Genomic DNA, 23196 nt, shown 5'->3' on the forward strand with positions numbered 1-23196 from the left:
ACAATGCAAAACGGTAAAGTAAAATGGTTTAACGCAGAAAAAGGATTTGGATTTATCGAAGTTGAAGGTGGAGACGATGTATTCGTACATTACACAGCAATCGAAGGTGAAGGCTTTAAAAGTTTAGAAGAAGGTCAAGAAGTTAGCTTCGAAATCGTTGAAGGCAGCCGTGGACCTCAAGCTTCAAACGTTACAAAAATTTAATAACAATAATACAAGCGTGAGAGAAATTTCTCACGCTTTTTTTGTTCGGTTTTGCTCCACGGACTGCACATTCTCTTATCTATGCAACTCCTTCTACAGTTTCATTCTGATGGTTTTTCCCGCCTTTAAAACATAATCCGGCAATCGATACTAAGAGTAATACTCCACTAATTAAGAAATATATACTCCCTGAATCGAACAAATCAATAAAAATGCCACCGATTATAGGTCCAATCATGCTTCCAATTCCAAAACTAATAGCGACCATCACATTTCCAGTAGGTAGTAAATGGCGAGGAAGAATGTCAGCTAAGAATGCAATTCCTAAAGAATATAAAGAGCCAACTAGCGCTCCGCTAATAACAAATAAAATAAGCAGGCTATTCATTGATGATTCAAAGAAATTCATACTTAAGAAGGAAACAAAACCAAGAGAGGTGACTAAGAGTACTATGTTCCGCCTGCCAAAACGATCACTTATGATCCCTAACGGTAGTTGTGTTATCAATCCCCCAATGACAAATGATGGCAACAAAATAGATACCCAATCAACAGCAATTCCGGAGCGTAATGCATAAACTGGGAAATTCCCATGAAGTGATGCCTCAAGAAACCCATAACAAAAACCAGGTAATAAGGCAAACCATGCTTGACGGAAGACTGCTTTGTACCGTTGCCATACACCTAACTGGTGCATCGCGTCTGTATTCTTTTCAGGCCATTCATTTCTAAGAAAAATGACAAATCCCCATGTAAGGAAACTGGCAATTGATGCAATAATAAAAGGTAAGTATGGATTTATGGACAATAGCCTGGTCATCATTGGCCCTATAGCAAATCCCATTCCAAATGCAAATCCATATATTGAAAGGTTTCGGCCTCGTGTTTTAAGTGAGCTAGTTGATGTTATCCATACTTGAGTTGCAAAGTGTACCATGTTATCACCAATACCGACGATAATTCTAAGAATAAACCAAAACCAAAACACTTGCCAAAATGGAAAAAGCAGTAATGAAACTGTTACTAGAACTAGCCCAATCATGATAATTGGTTTGTAGCCATAGATACGTAATGGTTTTTCAATAAAGGGAGAAACAAGTAATATCCCGATATATAATCCAGCTGCATTAATTCCATTTAACGAAGAGGAGACACCAATGGTTTCTAACATAATTGATAACAATGGTAAAAGCATACCTTGGGAAAATCCCGTGATTGCCACCATAATAACTAAAACGATAAACCTGTATACCGGACTATTCAAATTCTGTTCATTTATTTCTTTTCTCATTACATCGCTCTCTCCAACTAAAAAAGTTACACACTATTCATATTTTAGAATTATTATATTCATTCATGCAACTATCATATATTTCCTAATTCGTGACGCAAAACTGTTTTAATTATACAATAGATATATACTTAGAGAAGGGGTTGGAAAAGTTGGAATTTAAAATGAAGGAACACAGTTTTGTAACAGAAGTTGAATTTGGTGAACTTGAGGTATCAGGTGATGCGCAGTATGGGTATCGACCATATCAATTGCTCGTTTCTGCAATAGCCGTCTGTAGCGGAGGTATTTTAAGAAAAGTGCTTCAGAAGAAAAGATTAAGTTACGAAGATATTCAAATTAAAACAGAAGTAACCCGAAATGAAGCAGGAGCTCAGGAAATTGAAAAAATTCATATGCACTTTATTATTAAAGGTTTAGAAATAGAAGAGGAAAAAATGGAAAAAATATTAGCCATTACAGAGAAAAACTGTTCAATGGTTCAATCTGTGAAGGAGAGTATCGAGATTACTGAAAGCTTTGAGATGATAAAGTAACGTCAGCAGCTCGATGATAAAAGACTAACCCCCTTTTTGAAAGTGGTTCTTTCAAAAGGGGGGAAGTTATTATTCATCAATGTGCAATGTTTCTGAATGACCAGTCGTACTTTCAATTAAGTGAAATAAATAAGGTTTGATTTCTAGGATAACGTAATTAGGATCTTCAGGTCCTTGTAACCATGGTTTTAGATTATCGTTCCAAAACTTCTTTTTTAACTCCTCAGTATCAATCACATTAGCAGTTGCCTCAACTTCCACGTAGGTGTCACCTTCTTTTTGGTAACCAAGTATGATATGAACGTTATAGTTCTTTTCAATTTCTTCTACCTTATGTGTTTCCTTACTAGTAGCTGTATAAAGCTTTAGGCCCTCATTAAAAATCATCATATACCTTGCGTGCGGCTTGTCTCCTTTAATCGTAGATAAAACCCCTAAACGATTATTTTCAATTACCTGTAAGATTTTATTTTTAAGGTCTGTTTGAGACATTATTATCTTCCTTTCTAACAATATTTACCTTATTACTATTTCTAAATTAATGAATTTTAAAACACAAATAATTAATGAGGATGCTTTTTCTTTTCGATATTCCCAATCGTTTCTTCATTAGCTATATTATATAACCTGCTTTTTGGCTCAAAAATTGTTTGTGAAGGCCATAAGCTGTGATGTCCTGATACAATATAACTAATAAAACATGCAATAAAAAAATATTCTATTCCTTTACCATTAAACATTTCTACGCTTAATAGGAAAGCTGCTATTGGTGTATTTGCGCCGCCACAAAATGTAGCAATCAATCCTAAGCCAGCAAGGAAGGAAGTCGGAAGGTTAATCACGTCAGATAAACTATTTCCAAGTGTTGCTCCAATGAAAAATAAAGGTATCGCCTCGCCACCAACAAAGCCCGATCCTAGTGTTATGGCTGTGAAGATCAGCTTGAAAATAAATGCGAAACTAGGAACGTCTTGTTTAAATGATTGTTCAAGCATGTCTAGTCCACGCCCATTATAATCTTGTGAACCGATCAAAAGCGTTAAGGCAACTATTACAATTCCACCAACAAAAGCTCTAATCATATGATTCTTCTTGAAAATTCTTTCTGACTCCCTTTGTATCCCATGTCTTAATTGACAATAGAAAACAGCAATAAGGCTAAAAATAATGGCAACGATAATGACTTTAAGAAAAGAAATAACCGATAATTCTGGTACAGTTTCAATAATGAATTTTTCATGTTCAACTCCCCATAGGGCATGAGTTATATAGTGACCAACAAAACTTGATACTAGACATGGAACAATGGCTTCAAATTTTAGTTTACCTAAGGAAGCCATTTCAATTCCAAAGATAGCACCTGTAATTGGTGTGCCGAAAGCTGATCCAAATCCAGCACTTATCCCGCTCATTATAAGAATCTTTGTGTCTAAAAAGTAGACTTTAAAGTACTTGTTTATAGCTTCGGCAACACTTCCCCCCATTTGAATTGCTGCACCTTCTCTTCCGGTTGATCCCCCAAATAGGACTGTAATAAATGTTCCTAAATAGACAATAGGCCCCATGCGCTTTAGAATCTTTGCTTTTCCATGGACAGCTTCTATTACTAAATTATTACCTTTTGCAGAGTCATTCCCGGCATACTTGCCGTAATACATATAGAAATAGCCTAAAACAATCCCGGCTAAAGGCAGAAAAAAAATAAGCCATGAATTTTTTTCTCGTACTTCTCCAAGAAAATCGTTCGTTGTTAATAGTAAAGCAGTTGTTGATCCAATCACTACACCAATAATTCCCCCAAAAAATACCCATTTGGAAAGGGTTGAAATAAAAACTTTATATTTTAGTTTGTCATCCATTGCTTTTCCTCATTTCAAATGTTCTGGAGGTGGGTTGGAATTCCCATTATTTTTAACTTCTGTAAAAAGATTATTAGGTGTATTAAAAAGGGGTATTGGATGTTGTTGTCCTGAAAGATTAGGATTATTACTTGTTTGTAATAAGGAAATTATCATTTGTATATCTTCTTTTGTAGCGTATTGTTTTTCAGGGTTTAGTAAGTACCCTAATTGACCGTTGGACTCAATCGTAGCCCATTGTATATCACTAATATTTTGAATGCCTTGCTGTCGTATTCGCACCTCAAGCATATCTACCGTTAAACGAATTTTTTTTAAGTTTTTCTCATTAATTTTGCCGTTTTCGACGACGATAATTGACTTGCCGTAAAAAAAACTTTCAAGTGCGTTATATTTTAAGACGATATACTCAATGAAAATAAGAGTAAGTACAAGCAAAAACGTAATGATCATAGTAATCCAAATATTCCTGTCACCAACTGGCTGAATAATTAGTGAACCAACGGCAACCATCATGACCGTTTGCGCAACAGTCAGTTGCGAAATTGATTTCCTTCCGGCTAATCTTAAAATAAGTACCCCACCAATAACAATAACGATTGCTTTCCATATAAAGTGTAAGTCCATTGAATATCCTCCATTTATACCTACCAATTAAACATTTAGAACTCAGATATTTATTGTGAATTAATCTTTTATTTTGTTAGAGTGACAAAATATAGGAGAATTTATTCTATATATATGTAGAATGATAATTAGTACATAAGTATGACTGAGCTTAAGCTTATATTGGAGATGAGGATAAATGTCAAAGTTTATTAAACGAGGAATAAGCTTTATCTTAGGTTTAATTATTCTATCTATTGGGATATCATTCACGATTCTTGCAGGGCTAGGAACAGGGGCATGGGATGCGCTGAATGTTGGGCTATCTCAACAAATAGGATTTACAGTCGGAAACTGGGTAATTATTATAGGGGTGTTATTAATTGTTATCAATGCCTTTTTACTTAAGGCAAGACCAGAAGTGGTTTCAATCATAACTGTAATATTGATTGGCTACTTTATTGATTTTTGGTTACTGTATGCTTTAGTGAATTGGTACCCTGAACCATTCTATTATCAAGTAATGGTATTAATTATTGGAGTGGTTTTGATGGCACTTGGTATTGCTATTTATTTGCAGGCAGAGTTTGCCGTCATTCCGATTGATCGATTAATGATTGCGATCAGACGAAGAACAGGGTTTAGCTTGATGGTTTCCAAAACAATAGGAGAAGTCATTGCCTTAGTTTTTGCCTTTTTGGTGGGGGGACCGATAGGGTTAGGAACAATTGTTGCTACATTCTCTATCGGTCCATTAATTCAAGTCTTTTTCCCACGAATTGAAAAGCTTGTGAAAACGTAATAAGCTTCTTAGTACCTATTTTTAAATAATTTTTGAATTTAAATGATGCGGTTATGGATAAATTATTACCTCCTCGAAAAAACTATGGTTACTGAATACAGAGTTTTTGTCCTATATCTATGTTTGATTCAAGGAGGAGCAATATTATGAAAAAGTTAACATTGTTCTTGGCTGCAATTATTCTTTTCATGTTGCCATTACATAGTTTGGCTGATGACAAAAAAGAGGAAAATGCTAAGAAAATACCTGATTATGTGATGAATATTTCTAAAGAAAATACGTATCCAAATCCTACTCAAGATTTACCGCAACTTCAGCCTAGTGAGCTGGCCCAAGAGTTACTAAACAGTGCCGACGTCAAAATTGAAAATCCTGAGCTGATACGAATGTTAAATGAAACGACCATTAACGGTTCAAAATTAGCGTTACTGTTTAATGCCTCCATTTATTTAGGACAGTGGCCTTTAGCCTATGAGTCAGCTGAAACAAATGTCAATTGGGAATTTAAAAAAATTAACACAAATTATGTAGATAACCGTGGTGGTAAGGCAGCACAAAGAATGCAGTACGCACAAGAGCAACAAAAAAATGTAACAGGTGGATTAACGGCCAAAATACCAAATAGTGAAGAAGTAAAGAAGATGATGATGATTAAAGCAACAGAAAATACCGGCTTACCGCTTGCTTTTGAAACAATTATCGGTCAAGGAACAAAAAAAGGAGGCGGTCATTACTATAATATCGCACCTAAAAATGTCGGATATCTATATGCTTTTGTTCCTGCCGCAAATGAAAAAGGAAAAGTCACATATGGTGAGGTCTATTTAAAGCTTAAAGGTGGTAAAAAATCATTAGAAGTGAAAAATGTAACACAACAAGGAATTGGCGCATGGATTCCAGTTCAAGACCATTTGGCATTGAAGTTCAATACTTCGAATCACCCTTACTAATAAAAAAACAGACGCATGTCTTGTTCCTGCGTCTGTTTTTTTTTTGGTGTAATTATAGCCGAATTTGTGCTGTTTTCGTTGTAAAATCAACACCTTTATAATATGAATCTTTAACAAGGACATTAGGGCCGAGACATTTCACGGCTGGACAATGACAATGTAAGTTCTTGGCTAAGTCGGTACTAAGCCAATTGTTATATGCATTCTGTAGTGTAGTTGTTTGAACATTACCAAGCGGAGGAGTATCCCCAAAGTCAGTAACAATAATGCTGCCATCAAAAATATTAATATTCAAACGTGAACGCCCGTCAGGGTCATTTCGTACTGTTACATTTTTTTCTTGATATAGCCGTCTAAGAATGTTTTGGTCATCCTTGTTTGTACTACAAGGGTAGAATGGCAATGTTCCAAATAACATCCAAATTTCTTCGTTCCGATGGTCAAGAAGTCTATGAATACCACTTCTTATCTCAGCTAATGAAGCAGTTTCAAGAGTACTGGCGAAATCACTAGAATACATAGGGTGAACCTCATGTCGTACACAATTCATCGCAACAATTTGATCGTGTATTTGTTCGAGATATGGTAGTGTACGCTTGTTGATCATTGTTTCTGCTGAAATAAGAACTCCAGATTTAGCAATTTGCTTTGCATTGTCAACCATCTTATCGAAGTAGGCTATTCTTTGTTTATAATTAGGTTTTTTGTCCATCATGGCAAAACCAATCTCTGCGAAGTCATCCACAGTCCCGTAATTATGAGAAATGTGGAGAACATCAAGATATGGAAGGATTTTTTCATATCGACTTAGATCAAGGGTGAGGTTTGAATTAATTTGTGTTCGAATTCCTCGCTCTCTCGCATACTTTAACAAAGGGACAACATAGTCATTCACTGAGGAGATCGATAGCATCGGTTCACCACCAGTGATGCTTAATGAACGTAAATGGGGGACTTCATCAAGACGTTTAATGAAAAGCTCGATTGGTAAAGCTTCTGGATCTTTCGATTGTAAAGTATACCCGACAGCGCAATGTTCACAGCGCATGTTGCATAATGTTGTTGTAGTAAACTCAACATTTGTCAGGCGCATTTCACCATACTCCTCTATATCTAAATAAGCTTCCCATGGATCATAGCTTGGTGTAATTGATTTCAGTTTGTTAATAAGCACTATAAATACTCCTTTATTTGAACAAATAATCATTCTAAAAAAGACTACCTTTTATCATAACGTAAAAATGATGAAAAGGAAAAACAAATAACAAACTCATGATTTTTTTTGTGTTTGGTTAGGCTAATGTTGTAGGTGCAGAAAAAATTTGATAAAGTTACGTTGTATGTGAAAGGAGCGAAGAAGATGGCAGAAACAGTATACCAAAAGTCTCAAATGAGTGATTTATATAGTCAAATGGACGGTTTGTTAACGATGTTGGATACGATTAATCCAGAAGAGGCTGGAGTAGAGGAAATCGATCGAATTATCGCAATGCTTGATGATCTTGAGAACAAGTGTCGAGAAGTTCGAGGAAATTTCTCTTCTAAAGGAGAAGCATAAAGAATGAAGTTATATTTAATTCGTCATGGTGAATCTGAGGCAAATCGAATTGGTAAGATTCAAGGCTGTCAGGACTTTCCGCTTTCTTCATTAGGCAAAGAACAGGCTTCTAAGCTTGGCGATCATATGTCCTCGATTACACTTGATTATCTTTATAGCAGTGATTTGACACGTGCTTATGAAACGGCAAAGGCAATTGAAGCCAGACAACCAGTTTCCGCTAATAAATGGGATAGAATCCGTGAAGTAGGGCTTGGACCATTCGAGGGGAAAACAAAGGATGAAATTTACGGTTTATATCCTGAAATGAGGAGCTTACCATTACTAACATCCGGTATTAAAGGGACAGAGACGATAGAACAGTTAACCGAACGTTGCCGATATGTATGCGATCAATTGTTAAGAGCTCATGATCGACATCAAGTGGCACTTGTCTCCCATGGTGGATTTATTTCAATACTGATCATGTTTATCATGTTAGGTGAAGAATGGTCTCAACATCATCGTCCCTTTCAGATTGATAACACAGGTATCACCCTTATAGACTGGCAACACGGGCAAAAGCCAATGATTGAATATATTAATCGTAATACACATCTTCTCGACCTTGAAGAACATTACAGAAAGTCGATTTAACATTGGAATCATCGTGAGGAAGCTTGTATCTCATCAAGAGGTCACAGGCTTTTTTGCATTGGAAATACAAATAAGATCAATTTGAAAGGATTCCCTTTTTAGAAAACCTTTCGAAATCTTTCGACAAGGCGTATAATATTAGATGGGAAAAATTTTTTAATAGATTTATAAAATATTAATCTTTTAGGGGAAAGGGAGTTTTTTTAGTGGAAAAGATAAAAGATAGTATGTATCAACTTATTCTTCAAGCATCTACTAATCTTCCAAAGGATGTTCGCCGGGCAATCGTTCAAGCAAAAGCAAAAGAAAATGCAGGAACACAATCGGCATTAGCACTATCAACCATTACTGATAATATTACAATGGCAGATACAAATGTATCACCGATTTGCCAAGATACGGGAATGCCAACATTTAAGTTTAAAGTACCAGTTGGCGTGAACCAAATTGAAATGAAGAAGGCCATCTATGAGTCAATGGAACAAGCGACAAAAGACGGAATTCTCCGTCCAAACTCTGTTGATTCATTAACAGGTGAGAATAGCGGAAATAACCTTGGTCCTGGTACACCAGCGATCTATTTTGAGCAATGGGAAAAGGACTACATTGATGCTCGCCTTATTTTAAAAGGCGGCGGCTGTGAGAACAAAAATATTCAATATAGTTTACCTGCAGAATTAGAAGGTCTTGGTCGTGCTGGACGTGACTTAGACGGTATTCGTAAATGTATCATGCATTCCGTATACCAAGCACAAGGACAAGGCTGTAGTGCTGGCTTCATCGGTGTTGGGATCGGTGGGGATCGTACATCAAGTTATTCATTAGCAAAAGAACAGCTTTTCCGCTCGGTTGATGATCAGAATCCGATTGAGGATCTTCGTAAGTTGGAAGAGTACGTAATGGAAAATGCGAATAAACTAGGCATTGGAACAATGGGATTCGGTGGTGAATCAACATTACTAGGCTGTAAAGTTGGTGTGATGAATCGTTTACCTGCAAGCTTCTATGTTTCTGTTGCGTATAACTGTTGGGCATACCGTCGTGTTGGTTGTCAAATTGATGCTGATAATGGTTCAATCCAAGAATGGTTCTACCAAGAAGGTGAAGAGGCTGACTTAAATAAAGCGATCGAAGAAGTGGCGGCAACTACAGAAGAAAAAGAATCTCGCACTGTTGAGTTAACTGCCCCAATTACTGAAGAACAAATTCGTGAATTAAAAGTTGGGGATGTTGTCGTGATTAACGGTATTATGCATACTGGACGTGATGCAATCCACCATCACTTAATGGACCACGATGCGCCAATCGATCTTAACGGTCAAATCATTTATCACTGTGGACCAGTTATGTTAAAAGACGATCAAGGTGAATGGCATGTAAAAGCAGCAGGACCAACAACTAGTATTCGTGAGGAGCCTTACCAAGGTGATGTTATGAAGAAGTTTGGTATTCGTGCTGTAATTGGGAAAGGCGGTATGGGTCCAAAAACACTTAAAGCTCTTCAGGAACACGGTGGTGTGTACTTGAACGCAATCGGCGGAGCGGCTCAATACTATGCTGACTGTATTAAGAAGGTTGAAGGTGTTGATTTAATGGAATTCGGTATTCCAGAAGCAATGTGGCACCTTCAAGTTGAAGGATTTGCAGCAATTGTAACGATGGATTCCCACGGTAACAGTTTGCATGCCGATGTAGATAAATCTTCATTAGAAAAGCTGGAGCAATTCAAAGAGCGTGTATTTTAATAAAAAATAGTAAAAGGGATGTCACTTATGAGACATCCTTTTTTGCTGTAAATGTGTGGAAAATTATTCCCTGTATAATGCTCCCAAATCGTGTGAAACTACTCACTAGAATAATGTAAAGGGGACGTTATCCAAATGAAGAAACATCTATTTCTTATTTTTCTATTACTAACAACTGTTATCGCTCCACTTAGCAGTAGTGTAACAGCAACTGAAAATTACAGTAATAAAGCTTATGATTGGAGCTTCAAACCGAATAAAACCAATGAACCTGTTACAACAGAACCTCTTTATGACGAGTTGCTTACGAAATATGGTGGATATTTTATTGGGGATTCAACAAAAAAGGAGTTGTACTTAACTTTTGATAATGGTTATGAAAATGGGTATACTGCCCAAATCCTCGATGTATTGAAGGAAAAGCAGGTTCCGGCAGCCTTTTTTGTGACTGGCCACTATTTAAAAACTGAAGAGGCATTAATTAAACGGATGGTAGATGAAGGGCATATTGTTGGCAATCATTCATGGCATCATCCGAGCCTTGCCGAAGTAAGTGATGAACGTTTGAAAGATGAGTTAGAAAAAGTAAGAGATAAATTTACAGAGATGACGGGAATAAAAGAGATGAATTACCTACGTCCACCGCGTGGGATTTTTAGTGAACGAACTTTAGCACTGTCTAATGAACTTGGCTATACAAATGTTTTCTGGTCAATGGCGTATAAAGACTGGGAGGTTGAAAAACAAAAGGGATGGAAGCATGCATATGATCAAATTATGAAGCGCGTACATCCAGGTTCAATCATGCTTTTGCACTCTGTTTCCAAAGATAATGCAGAAGCATTAGGTAAGGTAATCGATGATCTTAAGGTCGAGGGCTATACATTTAAAAGCCTCGATGATCTTATGATGTCAAAACATCTTCCTAATTAAAGAGCAAACAAAAACTCCCTTTGTTTAAGTGTGACAAGGGGAGTTTCATTATTATTATCTTTTAACTTTTAACTTTTAACTTTTAACTTTAACATCTAATTCGCAAAGCTGCGTTCACCAATCGCTTGGGCGATCGTTTCGAGGGTTGTAACATCTGTTACATCAAAAGCAATTGGCTGTTTACTGCGAACGACCATTGTGCCAATCTGCTGGTTATTTGAATTTGTGATCGGAAATTTCAGTTCACCATTACATTCCCATGAAATATCATCTTCAATATCGGAAGCAGCCACTAATGTGTTATCCTCATTCTCAAGTAGATAGATACCGACCCAATCTATGTAAGGTACCTCATTTACAAGACTTTGGACCGTTTTCTCAAAAATGTCTGATAAACTTTTTCTTTTATATACATCAGCCATTATTTGAAGTGATGCTACATCTGTTGGTATAGACAAAATCATTCTCTCCTTCCCTAATACGTGCTTATCTAATTTTAACAAAATGTTCACCAAAGTTGTTCTAGTAAGTTTTAGGAATTTTGCATGTTATAATTGGAAAGAAAGTGAAAGGAAGGGGAAAATTCATGTGGCAGGAAAAAGTATATCCAAATGCCCCCTATGATTTCCAACGTGTGCTAGCAAGATTAGCTGTTGATCCACTTGTTAATCTGAATCTAGAGAAGAGTGAAATATATGTTCCACTAGAAGTGGGCGGTGAAAATATTGTTGTTCATCTCAAAAGTCTTGGACAGATTGAAAAACCTCAATTTTTAATAACGTGTAGTAGGAGCGATGTCAAACAAGAGATTCTTACTAAGCTCGCACATATTTTTCAATGGGATATGTCTTTAGAAGAAGTGAACAACCACTTTTCAAATACTAAATTACATTCAATCTTCACTGCATATCGAGGAACACCACTTGTGTGTGATTTTGATCTCTATCGATGCTTGATGAAAACGATTATTCACCAACAACTTAATCTTAAATTTGCCCACATACTAACAGAACGTTTTGTCAAAGAGTTTGGTAAAGAAATCGAAGGCACCTGGTTTTATCCAACTGCTGGGCAGGTGAGTGTCATTTCCTATGAGTCGTTAAGAAAGTTGCAATTTAGCCAACGGAAAGCAGAATATATCATTGATACATCAAAGCTAATTGCGAATGGTCAGCTTCAATTAGAGCAGCTTGAAGAAATGAATAGTGACCAAGTCATTACGACCTTAACAAAAATTCGTGGCATTGGCCCTTGGACTGCACGTAGTTTACTGTTATTTGGATTAGGGAGAAAAGATCAGTTGCCAGCGAATGATATAGGCATTCAAAATGCTTTAAAGAAATTATTTGATTTGGAGAAAAAACCAACTGTTGAACAAATCAACGACTATGCTAACACATGGGCACCGTTTGAGAGTTATGCCTCACTTTATTTGTGGGAAAGCTTAGGGAATCAGACGGTAAATAATAGTTGAGAGTTGAATTATGCTGCTCAGTAAAGGAAATTATAAATTTTGAAATGAAAGACCGGTGTTTTGAATGCAGAAATCTTTTAAAAAGCAAAAGAGCGTTTTTATGAAAAAGGGTCAGGAATTCCCGTTAACAATCAAGCGTCTTGGCATTAATGGGGAAGGTGTTGGCTATTTTAAAAAACAAGTAGTCTTTGTACCAGGAGCACTTCCGAATGAGGAGATTGTTGCTGAAGTAACGAATGTACATACAAAGTATGCGGAAGCAAAAATTAAGAAAATCCGCAAAAAATCACCAGATCGTATAAAACCACTTTGCCCAGTTTATGACCAGTGTGGCGGTTGTCAGTTACAGCATTTAAGCTATGAGGCACAATTAAGAGAAAAGCGTGATATTGTCAGACAAGCGTTTGAACGTCATACAAAATTAACGGAAAAGCAATTAAAGATTAAGGAAACGATTGGAATGGAGGATCCTTGGAAATACCGTAATAAGAGTCAGCTTCAGGTTGGAAAAGAGAAAGAAAAAGTTATAGCAGGATTATATGGTCTTAATTCACACAAACTCATTGATATATCTGAGTGCATGATTCAACATCCAACTACAAATAAAGTGACACAAAGGGTAAAAATGATACTGCAAGATTTAAATATTCCTATATATGATGAACGAAAACGTGAAGGGCTTGTTCGAACCATTGTAACGAGAGTAGGCTTTGAGTCGGGTGAAATACAGCTTGTTCTAGTTACAACAGAAAAAGAGATTCCGCGTAAAGAGTTGCTCTTATACAAAATACAAGATGCTTTACCAGAAGTGACCTCCATTCTGCAAAATATAAATGGACAAAAAACATCGTTAATCTTTGGGGATGAGACTGTTCATCTACAGGGAGAAGAGGTCATCCAAGAAACATTAGGTGATGTTTCATTTGAATTATCAGCGCGTGCCTTCTTCCAGCTTAATCCGAAGCAAACGGTTAAATTGTATGATGAAGTCAAAAAAGCAGCACAACTAACCGGCAAAGAGAGAGTCGTTGATGCTTATTGTGGAGTCGGAACGATTGGTTTATGGCTCGCCCCGCATGCAGCTGAAATTCGTGGAATGGATGTAATTTTAGAATCGATCGATGATGCGAATGTGAATGCAGCAAAGCATGGATTTACTCACGCAACCTATGTAGAAGGAAAAGCAGAGTATTGGTTGCCACGGTGGGTGAAGGAAGGTTGGAAACCTGATGTTATCGTCGTCGATCCGCCAAGAACGGGCTGCGATGATAAACTCTTAAATACGATTATCAATGTAAAGCCAAAGCGTCTGGTATATGTCTCATGTAACCCAGCAACATTAGCGAAAGACTGTGATAAATTAGTAAAAGCAGGATTTAAAATTAACTTTTTGCAACCGGTTGATATGTTTCCTCATACAGCTCACGTGGAGGTTGTTGCGGAGATTGAATTAAAAATATAGGCTCACGTACTAATTTATAGTACATACTATAAATTAGTACAAATAAGGAACAAATAAGACAACGGTTATTTTATGGCCGTTGTCTTTTCTATGTTTAATAGATGTAGGTTTATATTAATTTTGAGCTAATCTCGGTGTGATCTCAGAAGGCGTTTCTGTAATAGGCTCTTCTGCTTGTTTTGCCCTTTTGATAAAGAATGCAAGAATAAGGGCGACAACGGCAATGAAAGAGGAGACGAAGAAGGCAAAGTTTATCCCATCCAGCATCGCTTGAATAGCTATCTGTTGTTGTAATTCTGTAGTTAGTTGATTTGTTGACTGCTCTGCATCAACTGTTAAGGCTGCAGCACTTGCTTCCATTCGGTTTGACATTACCGTGACTAACAATGCTGTTCCAATTGCGCCTGATACTTGGTTTAACGTATTGTTCATCGCGGTACCGTGTGGGTAGAATTGAGCGGGTAATTGATTTAACCCATTGGTAGAAACGGGCATCATCACCATTGACATTCCAAACATACGAATGGCATGGAGAATCATTAAATAATTGTAAGTCGTATCAAGTGATAATGTACTGAAAAGATATGTCGTTACTGTCATAATTGATAGTCCGATGATGGCTAAGGCACGTCCTCCAAACTTATCAAACAATCTCCCAGTAATTGGTGACATGAAAGCCATAACGAGTGCTCCTGGTAACATCATTAGACCGGCATCGAACGGTGATATTCCTCTTACGGTTTGAACATAGATTGGCAGAAGCAACATTCCTGAAAACATTGCCATATTAAGTACCATCGCAATGGATGATGAAAGTGCAAACATCGGATATCTGAAAACGCTGAAATTCAGCATTGGTCGTTGCAGTTTTGATTGGCGGGCTATAAATGTGACTAATGAGATACATCCAACAATAATTGTTATATATACTTCAGGACTAGACCAACCTTTGCTGCCTGCAGAACTAAAACCATAAAGAATTCCCCCAAAACCGATACTCGATAATAATAAGGAAATTAAGTCAAGACGGATATTGACTTTATCTTTTTTATCTTTAAGTAAGAAAAAGCCAAGTGCTAGAATTCCGATAGCAATGGGTGTTACAAAATGAAAGAGCATTCTCCAGTTGTAATGTTCTACGATCCAGCCTGATAATGTAGGACCGATAGAGGGGGCAGCCATTAAGATTAATCCGAAGACACCCATCGCTGTTCCCCTTTTTTCAATTGGGAAGCTGATTAACATTACGTTCATTAATAGCGGCATCATAATGGCTGTCCCTGAGGCTTGGAGCATACGTCCAGTTAATAACAAAGGAAATGAATGGGCAAGACCGGAAAGTATCGTTCCGATCGTAAAAAGTCCCATGGCGGTTAGAAAAAGTCGACGAACTGAATATTTTTGTATTAAAAACGCTGTAGTTGGTATCATAATCCCATTTACTAACATAAAACCTGTTGTGAGCCATTGTACAGTTGCTGTATCAACCTGTAAGTCATTCATAATGGACGGTAGGGCAATATTTAAGAGTGTATTATTTAAAAAAGCAATAAAAGCACCAACCATAAGGATCGATAAAATCCCATAGTTCGGTCGTTGGATTTCTTTTTTGGGTTGATCCATTTTTGATTCCTCCTGTACTAGCGGTTCAATAATTTATACCTTTAGTTTATCCAGATAATATCTTATACTAGGAGTTCAATAATTGCAATGATAATATGTTCCTGATACATGAGTGTTTGTGTAAAGGTTAAAAATAAGGTAGTATGAATTTTATACAGGTGGTCCAACCAGGCGAGAGGTGAATTTTATGAACGACCGGAAACAGCATGTCATTAAAATGGCGCATCACTTATTTATTGAAAAGGGATATCAAGCTACGTCAATTCAAGACATATTGGAATATAGCGGTATATCGAAAGGAACTTTTTATAATTATTTTTCATCTAAGAATGAATTAATCATTGCCTTATTTAAATCAATCTTTGAGAAGATGAAACGGAAAAGAACTGAATTGCTTGTCGGACAGGATCCTTCCAATATAGAAGTTTTTATTAAACAAATCGAAGTGCAAATGCAAATTAACAAGAAGAATAAATTATTTACTCTATTTGAAGAAGTTCTTGTTTCCAATGATGACGAGCTTAAGCAATTTATAAAAAAAGGTCAATTAAATTTGATTCGGTGGATATACTATCGCTTCATAGACATTTTTGGTGAAAACAATAAAACGTATCTATTGGATTGTACTATTATGTTTATGGGGATTTTGCATAACAATATGAAGTATTATTCTATGGTACATGATCCAAATAGCAGCATCAATCAAGTTGTCAAGTATAGTGTAGAAAGAGTAGTAAAGATTGTTCAAGAGGTGGCTGAGTCAGGTGCGCAATTAAATAAGCCTGAACTTTTTGGACATATTTTACGTGATTGTAATGAGGGAGACCACACATTTCAACAAACGTTATCTGAAACCGTACTACTCCTGAAGGAAAAGGTAAGAAATCAAGAAGAACAACCTAAATATAACGAGCTGTTGGACTTTATTCATGATGAATTGCTGCATGTTAAGGCGCCGAGAAAATTTCTAATTGAAAGTGCAATATCGACAATGAAAAATGATCAATGTCCTATCGAAAAAAATCATATTGAAAATTTAGAGAAAATAGTGGAACAATATTTTAGTCAAAGTAAAGAGAACGTATAAAATTGTTTTATGGTGATGGGACGTGAATAGAGAAATGGTATTATAGTTCCAAAATCAAGCAGATGGAATGATTTATTTTTTGAAAACTGTTATAGTTAGGTTTTCTGATATCGAAAATCTAGAGCAAGCTCATGGTCCCTTAACAAAATAATAATAGTACATATCATAATTCTCTTCTAATTTTCGATTGTTTCACTAAACTTTTGCGTTGGAACATGATTTAGTGTATGTAGTGGATGAAATGAATAAAGAGAAAGTGGGTAAAGTAATACTGAGTTCCCACTATAGGAAATTAGGAAAGTAGTTGGATGGCTGTTTTTTTAATCTGGGATTGATTTATTAAGAAGAAAGGAATTTTAGATGAAAAAAATATCAAACGTTTTTTGGATTGCGATAGCAATTGTACTTGGAGCAGTAATTTTTGGTGTTACGGCGCCAGATAGTTTTGAAAGAGTAGGTGCAAATCTTCAGGCATTTCTTACAACTGCCTTTGGATGGTATTATTTAATTTTAGTAACAATAATTGTCATTTTTTGTATATTTCTTATCTTCAGTCCTGTTGGGACGATAAAACTGGGTAAACCTGATGAAAAACCTGAGTTTTCAAAAGCTACTTGGTTTGCGATGTTATTTAGTGCAGGTATGGGAATCGGGCTTGTATTCTGGGGAGCTGCTGAACCACTTTCGCATTTCATCAGTCCGCCATTGGCAGAGGGCTTAACTCCAGAAGCACAGAGAGAGGCAATGAGGTATACGTTCTTTCACTGGGGAGTTCATGCTTGGGGAATTTATGCTATAGTTGCTTTGGCGCTAGCATATTTTCAATTTCGTAAAGGCGAACCGGGTTTAATTTCGGCGACATTAAAGCCTGTATTAGGTAAAAGTATGGAGGGTCCATTAGGGACTGTTGTCGATGTTCTTGCTGTATTTGCTACTGTTGTTGGGGTTGCGACAACTCTTGGTTTTGGAGCTACGCAAATTAATGGGGGACTATCTTATTTATTTGGGATCCCCAATAATATCCTTGTGCAATTTATTATCGTTGCTGTAGTAACAGTCCTATTCATGATTTCTGCATGGACTGGATTAGGCAAAGGGATTAAATATTTAAGTAACACAAACATGGTCTTGGCAGTAGCATTGTTAGCCCTAATGTTTATTACAGGTCCAACGATCCTAATATTAAATATGTTTACTGATACGATCGGTGGATACATTCAAAATATTACCCGAATGAGTTTTCGGATTGCACCACTTGATGAAGAGCACCGCTCATGGATAAATGGATGGACGATCTTTTATTGGGCTTGGTGGATTTCATGGTCACCATTTGTTGGTATTTTTATCGCCCGTGTATCGAGGGGGAGGACAATTCGGGAGTTTTTAATAGGAGTATTATTACTTCCCTCAATTGTAAGCTTTTTTTGGTTTTCGGTATTCGGTACATCTTCAATCAGTGTACACAACGCAGGGTTTGATCTAACACAGTTTGCGACAGAGGAAGTGTTATTTGCGACTTTCAGCCAGTTGCCATGGTCTAGTATCTTAGCGGTTGTAGCAATCACACTGATCAGTACATTTTTTATTACTTCAGCAGATTCGGCGACATTTGTTTTAGGCATGCAAACAACCTATGGTTCGCTGACACCGCCTCGTTCAGTGAAATTGACATGGGGAATTGCGCAGTCAACGGTTGCATTAATTCTTTTGTATAGTGGCGGATTACAAGCCCTTCAAAATGCTTTAATTGCTGCTGCATTTCCGTTTTCTTTTGTTATGATCTTAATGATGATATCACTGTATCGATCTTTAATGATAGAAAAGAAAGAACTTGGCTTATATTTCAAGCATAAGACAAAGAAAGAATACAGATAAAAAAGGTGCTTTCTCCCGGCTTTACTGTTAGGGAGAAGGCATTTTTATATGCTAACAAAAATACAATTGATTTTAATAAGAGCTGTGTTGTACATTGAACGTGTACGGCAGCTTGTGGAAATTTATGTGAGTCATTATACAATGAAATGAAAGGGGGAAGAAGAGGTGAAGAAAAGAATAACACTATTTCAATATGAATTTTTAAAAAAGGAACTGATTTATCTTGAAGAACAAGGTAAGTTACTTCCTGAACAGGCCAATGAACTAATGGAATGTTATGAACTTGAGTCGAAAAACACAAAGGCAAAAGGGAATATACATTTTGTACAACTTTTATCGATTATTGGTTCTGTATTAATCGGGCTTGGTATACTTAGCTTTGTTGCAAGTAATTGGTCTGGTCTTTCCGATATGACCAAGTTCCTTGTCCTACTAAGTGGACTTATAGTAACTTATTGTTTAGCTTGGGTGTTCGAGGAGAGAAAGCCCATCTTTTCAAAAAGCTTATATTACATCGGTGGATTTGCTTACGGGGCAGAAATATTCTATATTGGGCAACTTTTCCACTTGGGAGGTTCATTGGAAAATGCTTTGCTAGCTTGGGCACTAGGCGTGTTACCACTTGCTTATTATTTAAAAGACAAATGGATTTATATCTTTAGCATCATTCTTATCTATCTTTTTATCGAATTGAAGTTCATGATTATTGAAGGTGAACCATCTTATTGGATGGTTGTAGTTATACCAATGCTTTTTGCAGTTTGGTATTATTTTTTGAAAAAATCAACTGTTATGCTCTTCGTTAACTTTGTGTTACTCTACCAATTTATCGAGATGAAATTTGGTTTTCACTATGTTGAGGTGGGAGAGTATCCGATTATCTTTACAATTTTACTGCCGATTCTATTTGTCATTGGGCATAAGATAATGAATAAATCAGCACCGCTTTTTATTGTTAATATGCTGCTGTTTTATCAGTGGATAGGTATTACACTTCATTATTTGCATGTTGAACGTGTGGTTATTTATGTACTTCCATTTTTTATCATTGGACTTTGGTTATGGCATAAGCCTTTGCGCGATTATCAGGAGGTAGCTAAATTACTAGGTTTTTTAACTCATTTTGTTGCCGGGTTATTGCTGACAATGGAATGGGTATGGATGGCGGGCATTGGAATGAATCCTAACTCAACTGCATTTCCATATTGGATTATTGTAGGGGTTGCCTATATGATTTATGGTCTGTGGTTATCTTACAAAGGAGAACTAATAGGGATCTTTTTAGTAAGTGTGTTAATATTCCGCTTTTATGTTGACTTATCATTAGTCTTTATGAGTAAATCGATTGCCTTTTTCATTGGTGGTATTCTACTGCTTGTACTTGGCTATTGGTTTGAAAAAACGAGGAGAGGAGAGAAGAATCATGATAAAAAGACGACCAACTAAATGGTTTTTCTTAGCTCTAATCGTTCCGGTATTTGTTTTAACAGCAATGCTATTAAAGCCGGTTCAAGCCTATATGCTTGGCGATGAAATTCGTTTAGCTACTGTACCACTTGATCCTAGAGACCTTTTTTACGGTGATTATGTCATCCTTGACTTGGAGATTGAAACCGTACCAACAGACTTGTTAGATCAGTCACTGCTTTCAAGAATAAAGGAAACAAATGAGTGGAGACCTTTTTCAGTCTATACATCACTACAACCAGGAGAAAATAATGTCTATGAAGTTGAAAAAGTTAGTGAGGCAAAACCTGATGGATTATTCATTAAAGGGGAAGTCTATCCTTATATCCATGATGAGAGACAATGGAATGAGGATTCAACAATAGAACCATATGTGCAAATATCATATGGAATTGACCGGTTTTATGTAGAAGAAGGAACGGGTTTGGAGTTAGAAGAACTTTCGCGACAAGGAAGAATCGTCGTTACCGCAAAAGCTCATAATGGGTATGTTATTTTAACAGATATTGCAGAAATAGAATAATTAGCTTAAAATAATAAAATTCATAGATTTTTTACTCTTATAATATTAGACCACCGAGTGAATACACATATAAAGGTGGCTAATATTATTTTTTTGTCCATTCATTCAGAAAATTCCTTTAATTTTTGGCGAGATGTTATATAATAATGTATAATGTTATATAACAGCAAATTACCATCTAATGGGAATGGTAACATTCTAGGTAAATATTAAGGAGGCATATTTAATATGAGAGACTATGTACAGGTAGGAAACATTCAAGTTGCTACAGCTCTTTATCAATTTATCAATTCCGAGGCACTACCGGGAAGTGGTGTGACGAATGAGCAGTTTTGGGCTAGTATGGAAACGGTAATCACAGAATTAACTCCTGAAAATAAAGAGTTGTTATTTCGCCGTGAAGAGCTTCAAAAAGCGATCAGTACATGGCACAAGGAAAATAAAGAAAGTTATACATTTGAAAGCTATAAAACATTTCTACAGGAGATTGGCTATCTAGAACAAGTTGTGGATGATTTTGAAGTTTCCACTGAGAATGTTGATGACGAAATTGCACTCCAAGCCGGACCGCAACTTGTAGTTCCAGTAAATAACGCTCGATATGCTTTAAATGCAGCAAATGCAAGGTGGGGAAGCTTGTATGATGCTCTATACGGAACCGATGCGATTTCGGATGAGGATGGGGCTGAAAGGGGAAAAGAATATAACCCAAAGAGAGGAGAGAAGGTTATTTCATTTGCTAAAGACTTTCTTGATCGAGCTGTTCCCCTTGAAGAAGGCTCTCACAGAGACGTTGAGAAATATGTGATAAGCAGTGGAAAGCTGACTGCTTTGCTCAGCAATGGAAAAAATACTAAGCTTCAAGATGCTGCGAATCTAGCAGGCTATCAAGGACACCCTGAAAATCTATCAACGATTTTATTAAAAAATAATGGGTTACACTTTGAAATACAGCTTGATCGTAATCATCCAATAGGTAAGACTGATCAGGCTGGTGTAAAAGATATTTTGATGGAAGCAGCAATTACAACCATTATGGATTGTGAGGATTCTGTAGCAGCTGTTGATGCAGAGGATAAGGTCGAAGTGTATCGAAATTGGTTAGGTCTGATGAAGGGGAATTTAACGGAAACATTTACGAAAGGAAAGAAAACAGTAACACGTTCACTTAATTCTGACAGAACATATACATCCCTTTCTGGAAGTACATTTACATTACCAGGACGTTCGCTCATGTTTGTTCGTAATGTTGGACACTTAATGACAAATAATGCTGTTCTTGATCAGAATGGTGAAGAAGTCCCTGAAGGAATTCTAGACTGTATAATAACAAGTGTCATTGCCAAGCACGATCTATTAGATAATAGTAACGTGAAGAACTCAAGCAAAGGTTCAATCTATATTGTTAAACCAAAAATGCACGGCTCGAAAGAAGCAGCATTTGCTAATAAACTCTTTAATCGTGTTGAAGATTTACTGGGACTTGAGAGAAATACAATAAAAATCGGTGTAATGGATGAAGAACGACGTACATCATTAAATCTAAAAAACTGTATTCATGAAGTAAAGGAAAGAATTGCATTTATTAATACCGGCTTCTTAGATCGAACAGGTGATGAGATGCATACGTCGATGGAAGCAGGGCCGATGATTCGCAAAAATGATATGAAATCATCGACTTGGTTGCAATCATATGAGAAATCAAATGTAAATGTAGGTCTTGCTTGTGGCTTACAAGGTCATGCCCAAATTGGAAAAGGAATGTGGGCAATGCCAGATTTAATGGCTGAGATGTTAAAGCAAAAAATTGGCCAATTACATGCTGGTGCTAATACAGCTTGGGTGCCATCACCAACAGCAGCGACATTGCATGCTCTTCACTACCATCAGGTGGATGTGCCGCAAGTTCAAAATGAATTGAAAAAGAGCATCAGTAACTTACAAGATAAAATATTAGAGTTTCCAGTCGCTGAAAATCCAAGTTGGAGCGAAGAAGAAATACAACAGGAATTGGATAATAATGCCCAAGGAATTCTTGGTTATGTTGTTCGTTGGGTAGAGCAGGGAGTTGGTTGCTCTAAGGTCCCGGATATTAACAACATTGGTTTAATGGAAGACCGCGCTACATTACGTATTTCAAGTCAGCATATGGCGAACTGGTTACGCCATGGAATTTGTACGGAAGAGCAAGTGGTAGAAACGTTAAAACGAATGGCAAAGGTTGTTGACGAGCAAAATGCTGGCGATCCTGCATATCGTCCTATGGCACCTAATTACGAGGGTTCTGTAGCTTTTCAGGCGGCTTGTGAATTAGTGTTTAAAGGAATTGAGCAGCCTAGCGGTTATACAGAGCCAATTTTACATCGTCGTCGTATCGAGGCCAAAGCAAAATTCGCTGCAGAAAAAACAACGAAATAATGTAATTGATGGGGATGTCTCATAAGTGGCAGTTTTCCTCGAACACTTACAAAATCTAGAAGTTACATCACGGATCAACTTCTAGATTTTGTGGTCGAGGTGACTGTAACTTTGTGTTTGAGATATCCCTTTTATTTATGGGGAAAC

22 protein-coding genes are annotated in these 23196 nt (G+C 36.7%); 15 read left to right on the forward strand and 7 right to left on the reverse strand.

The annotated features are described in order from the left end of the window. The first annotated feature begins 3 nt into the window (after positions 1 to 3). Entirely contained in the window at positions 4 to 204 is a 201-nt protein-coding gene (gene cspD / locus ACJ2A9_RS18770; RefSeq protein WP_441423222.1) for a cold-shock protein CspD, read from the forward strand. Between the two features lie 79 nt (positions 205 to 283). On the opposite strand, the gene ACJ2A9_RS18775 is transcribed toward cspD, so the two are convergent. After that, positions 284 to 1495: an MFS transporter gene (locus ACJ2A9_RS18775; protein ID WP_441423223.1), complete on the reverse strand. Its 1212-nt coding sequence runs from the start codon at positions 1493 to 1495 to the stop codon at positions 284 to 286. A gap of 152 nt (positions 1496 to 1647) precedes the next feature. Between ACJ2A9_RS18775 and ACJ2A9_RS18780 the strand changes: the two genes are divergently transcribed. Then, a complete protein-coding gene (locus ACJ2A9_RS18780; protein ID WP_441423224.1) occupies positions 1648 to 2031 on the forward strand; it encodes an OsmC family protein in 384 nt (127 codons plus the stop codon). Between the two features lie 69 nt (positions 2032 to 2100). Here the strand turns inward: ACJ2A9_RS18780 and ACJ2A9_RS18785 are convergent, their stop codons facing one another. The 3 genes from ACJ2A9_RS18785 to ACJ2A9_RS18795 form a co-directional block, all read right to left on the reverse strand. Further along, on the reverse strand, positions 2101 to 2523 hold the full coding sequence (locus tag ACJ2A9_RS18785; protein ID WP_441423225.1) for a pyridoxamine 5'-phosphate oxidase family protein: 423 nt from the start codon (positions 2521 to 2523) through the stop codon (positions 2101 to 2103). A gap of 71 nt (positions 2524 to 2594) precedes the next feature. After that, the gene (locus ACJ2A9_RS18790) at positions 2595 to 3890 is read right to left on the reverse strand and encodes a voltage-gated chloride channel family protein (RefSeq protein ID WP_441423226.1); all 1296 of its coding nucleotides are present in this window, start codon (positions 3888 to 3890) and stop codon (positions 2595 to 2597) included. Between the two features lie 9 nt (positions 3891 to 3899). After that, positions 3900 to 4517 (reverse strand): DUF421 domain-containing protein, encoded by a 618-nt coding sequence (locus ACJ2A9_RS18795; RefSeq protein ID WP_441423227.1) that lies wholly within the window; start codon positions 4515 to 4517, stop codon positions 3900 to 3902. 178 nt (positions 4518 to 4695) lie between these two features. On the opposite strand from ACJ2A9_RS18795, the gene ACJ2A9_RS18800 reads away from it, so the two are divergent. Both ACJ2A9_RS18800 and ACJ2A9_RS18805 read left to right on the forward strand, forming a co-directional pair. Beyond that, positions 4696 to 5298, forward strand: a complete 603-nt coding sequence (locus ACJ2A9_RS18800) for a YczE/YyaS/YitT family protein (RefSeq protein WP_441423228.1) — start codon at positions 4696 to 4698, stop codon at positions 5296 to 5298. 146 nt (positions 5299 to 5444) lie between these two features. Then, positions 5445 to 6248, forward strand: a complete 804-nt coding sequence (locus ACJ2A9_RS18805) for a YfkD family protein (RefSeq protein WP_441423229.1) — start codon at positions 5445 to 5447, stop codon at positions 6246 to 6248. Positions 6249 to 6300: 52 nt separating this feature from the next. Here ACJ2A9_RS18805 and yfkAB read toward each other — a convergent pair whose 3' ends face one another. Beyond that, the gene (gene yfkAB / locus ACJ2A9_RS18810) at positions 6301 to 7455 is read right to left on the reverse strand and encodes a radical SAM/CxCxxxxC motif protein YfkAB (protein WP_441423230.1); all 1155 of its coding nucleotides are present in this window, start codon (positions 7453 to 7455) and stop codon (positions 6301 to 6303) included. A gap of 153 nt (positions 7456 to 7608) precedes the next feature. On the opposite strand from yfkAB, the gene ACJ2A9_RS18815 reads away from it, so the two are divergent. The 4 genes from ACJ2A9_RS18815 (at position 7609) to pdaA (ending at position 11120) form a co-directional block, all read left to right on the forward strand. Then, entirely contained in the window at positions 7609 to 7806 is a 198-nt protein-coding gene (locus ACJ2A9_RS18815) for an SE1561 family protein (protein WP_441423231.1), read from the forward strand. Between the two features lie 3 nt (positions 7807 to 7809). Next, complete coding sequence (locus ACJ2A9_RS18820; protein WP_441423232.1) at positions 7810 to 8442, forward strand: histidine phosphatase family protein; 633 nt, start codon at positions 7810 to 7812, stop codon at positions 8440 to 8442. A 227-nt stretch (positions 8443 to 8669) separates the two neighbouring features. Next, the gene (locus ACJ2A9_RS18825) at positions 8670 to 10187 is read left to right on the forward strand and encodes a fumarate hydratase (RefSeq protein WP_441423273.1); all 1518 of its coding nucleotides are present in this window, start codon (positions 8670 to 8672) and stop codon (positions 10185 to 10187) included. Positions 10188 to 10322: 135 nt separating this feature from the next. Beyond that, positions 10323 to 11120, forward strand: coding sequence for a delta-lactam-biosynthetic de-N-acetylase (pdaA, locus tag ACJ2A9_RS18830; protein ID WP_441423233.1), 798 nt, complete (start codon positions 10323 to 10325; stop codon positions 11118 to 11120). A gap of 95 nt (positions 11121 to 11215) precedes the next feature. Here pdaA and ACJ2A9_RS18835 read toward each other — a convergent pair whose 3' ends face one another. Beyond that, positions 11216 to 11578 (reverse strand): GAF domain-containing protein, encoded by a 363-nt coding sequence (locus ACJ2A9_RS18835; RefSeq protein ID WP_441423234.1) that lies wholly within the window; start codon positions 11576 to 11578, stop codon positions 11216 to 11218. A gap of 128 nt (positions 11579 to 11706) precedes the next feature. Here ACJ2A9_RS18835 and ACJ2A9_RS18840 point away from each other — a divergent pair, with 128 nt between their 5' ends. Together ACJ2A9_RS18840 and rlmD are read left to right on the forward strand one after the other, a co-directional pair. Further along, entirely contained in the window at positions 11707 to 12594 is an 888-nt protein-coding gene (locus tag ACJ2A9_RS18840; protein ID WP_441423235.1) for a DNA-3-methyladenine glycosylase family protein, read from the forward strand. Positions 12595 to 12694: 100 nt separating this feature from the next. Continuing rightward, positions 12695 to 14056, forward strand: a complete 1362-nt coding sequence (gene rlmD, locus ACJ2A9_RS18845) for a 23S rRNA (uracil(1939)-C(5))-methyltransferase RlmD (RefSeq protein ID WP_441423236.1) — start codon at positions 12695 to 12697, stop codon at positions 14054 to 14056. Between the two features lie 114 nt (positions 14057 to 14170). Here the strand turns inward: rlmD and ACJ2A9_RS18850 are convergent, their stop codons facing one another. Beyond that, positions 14171 to 15679 (reverse strand): MDR family MFS transporter, encoded by a 1509-nt coding sequence (locus tag ACJ2A9_RS18850; RefSeq protein ID WP_441423237.1) that lies wholly within the window; start codon positions 15677 to 15679, stop codon positions 14171 to 14173. 187 nt (positions 15680 to 15866) lie between these two features. Between ACJ2A9_RS18850 and ACJ2A9_RS18855 the strand changes: the two genes are divergently transcribed. From ACJ2A9_RS18855 to ACJ2A9_RS18875, 5 genes are all read left to right on the forward strand, one after another. After that, positions 15867 to 16766 carry a TetR/AcrR family transcriptional regulator gene (locus tag ACJ2A9_RS18855; RefSeq protein WP_441423238.1) on the forward strand — a complete coding sequence of 300 codons (900 nt, stop codon included), beginning with the start codon at positions 15867 to 15869 and terminating at the stop codon, positions 16764 to 16766. Positions 16767 to 17126: 360 nt separating this feature from the next. After that, on the forward strand, positions 17127 to 18641 hold the full coding sequence (locus ACJ2A9_RS18860; RefSeq protein WP_441423239.1) for a glycine betaine uptake BCCT transporter: 1515 nt from the start codon (positions 17127 to 17129) through the stop codon (positions 18639 to 18641). A gap of 165 nt (positions 18642 to 18806) precedes the next feature. Next, positions 18807 to 20087: a DUF2157 domain-containing protein gene (locus tag ACJ2A9_RS18865; protein ID WP_441423240.1), complete on the forward strand. Its 1281-nt coding sequence runs from the start codon at positions 18807 to 18809 to the stop codon at positions 20085 to 20087. Then, positions 20065 to 20631, forward strand: coding sequence for a GDYXXLXY domain-containing protein (locus tag ACJ2A9_RS18870; protein ID WP_441423241.1), 567 nt, complete (start codon positions 20065 to 20067; stop codon positions 20629 to 20631). The genes ACJ2A9_RS18865 and ACJ2A9_RS18870 overlap by 23 nt, the downstream gene beginning before the upstream one ends. Positions 20632 to 20859: 228 nt before the next feature. After that, positions 20860 to 23049: a malate synthase G gene (locus tag ACJ2A9_RS18875; protein ID WP_441423242.1), complete on the forward strand. Its 2190-nt coding sequence runs from the start codon at positions 20860 to 20862 to the stop codon at positions 23047 to 23049. The last annotated feature ends 147 nt before the right edge of the window (positions 23050 to 23196 follow it).

Source organism: Anaerobacillus sp. MEB173 (genome assembly GCF_052119505.1).
GTDB lineage: Bacteria > Bacillota > Bacilli > Bacillales > JBJMAU01 > JBJMAU01.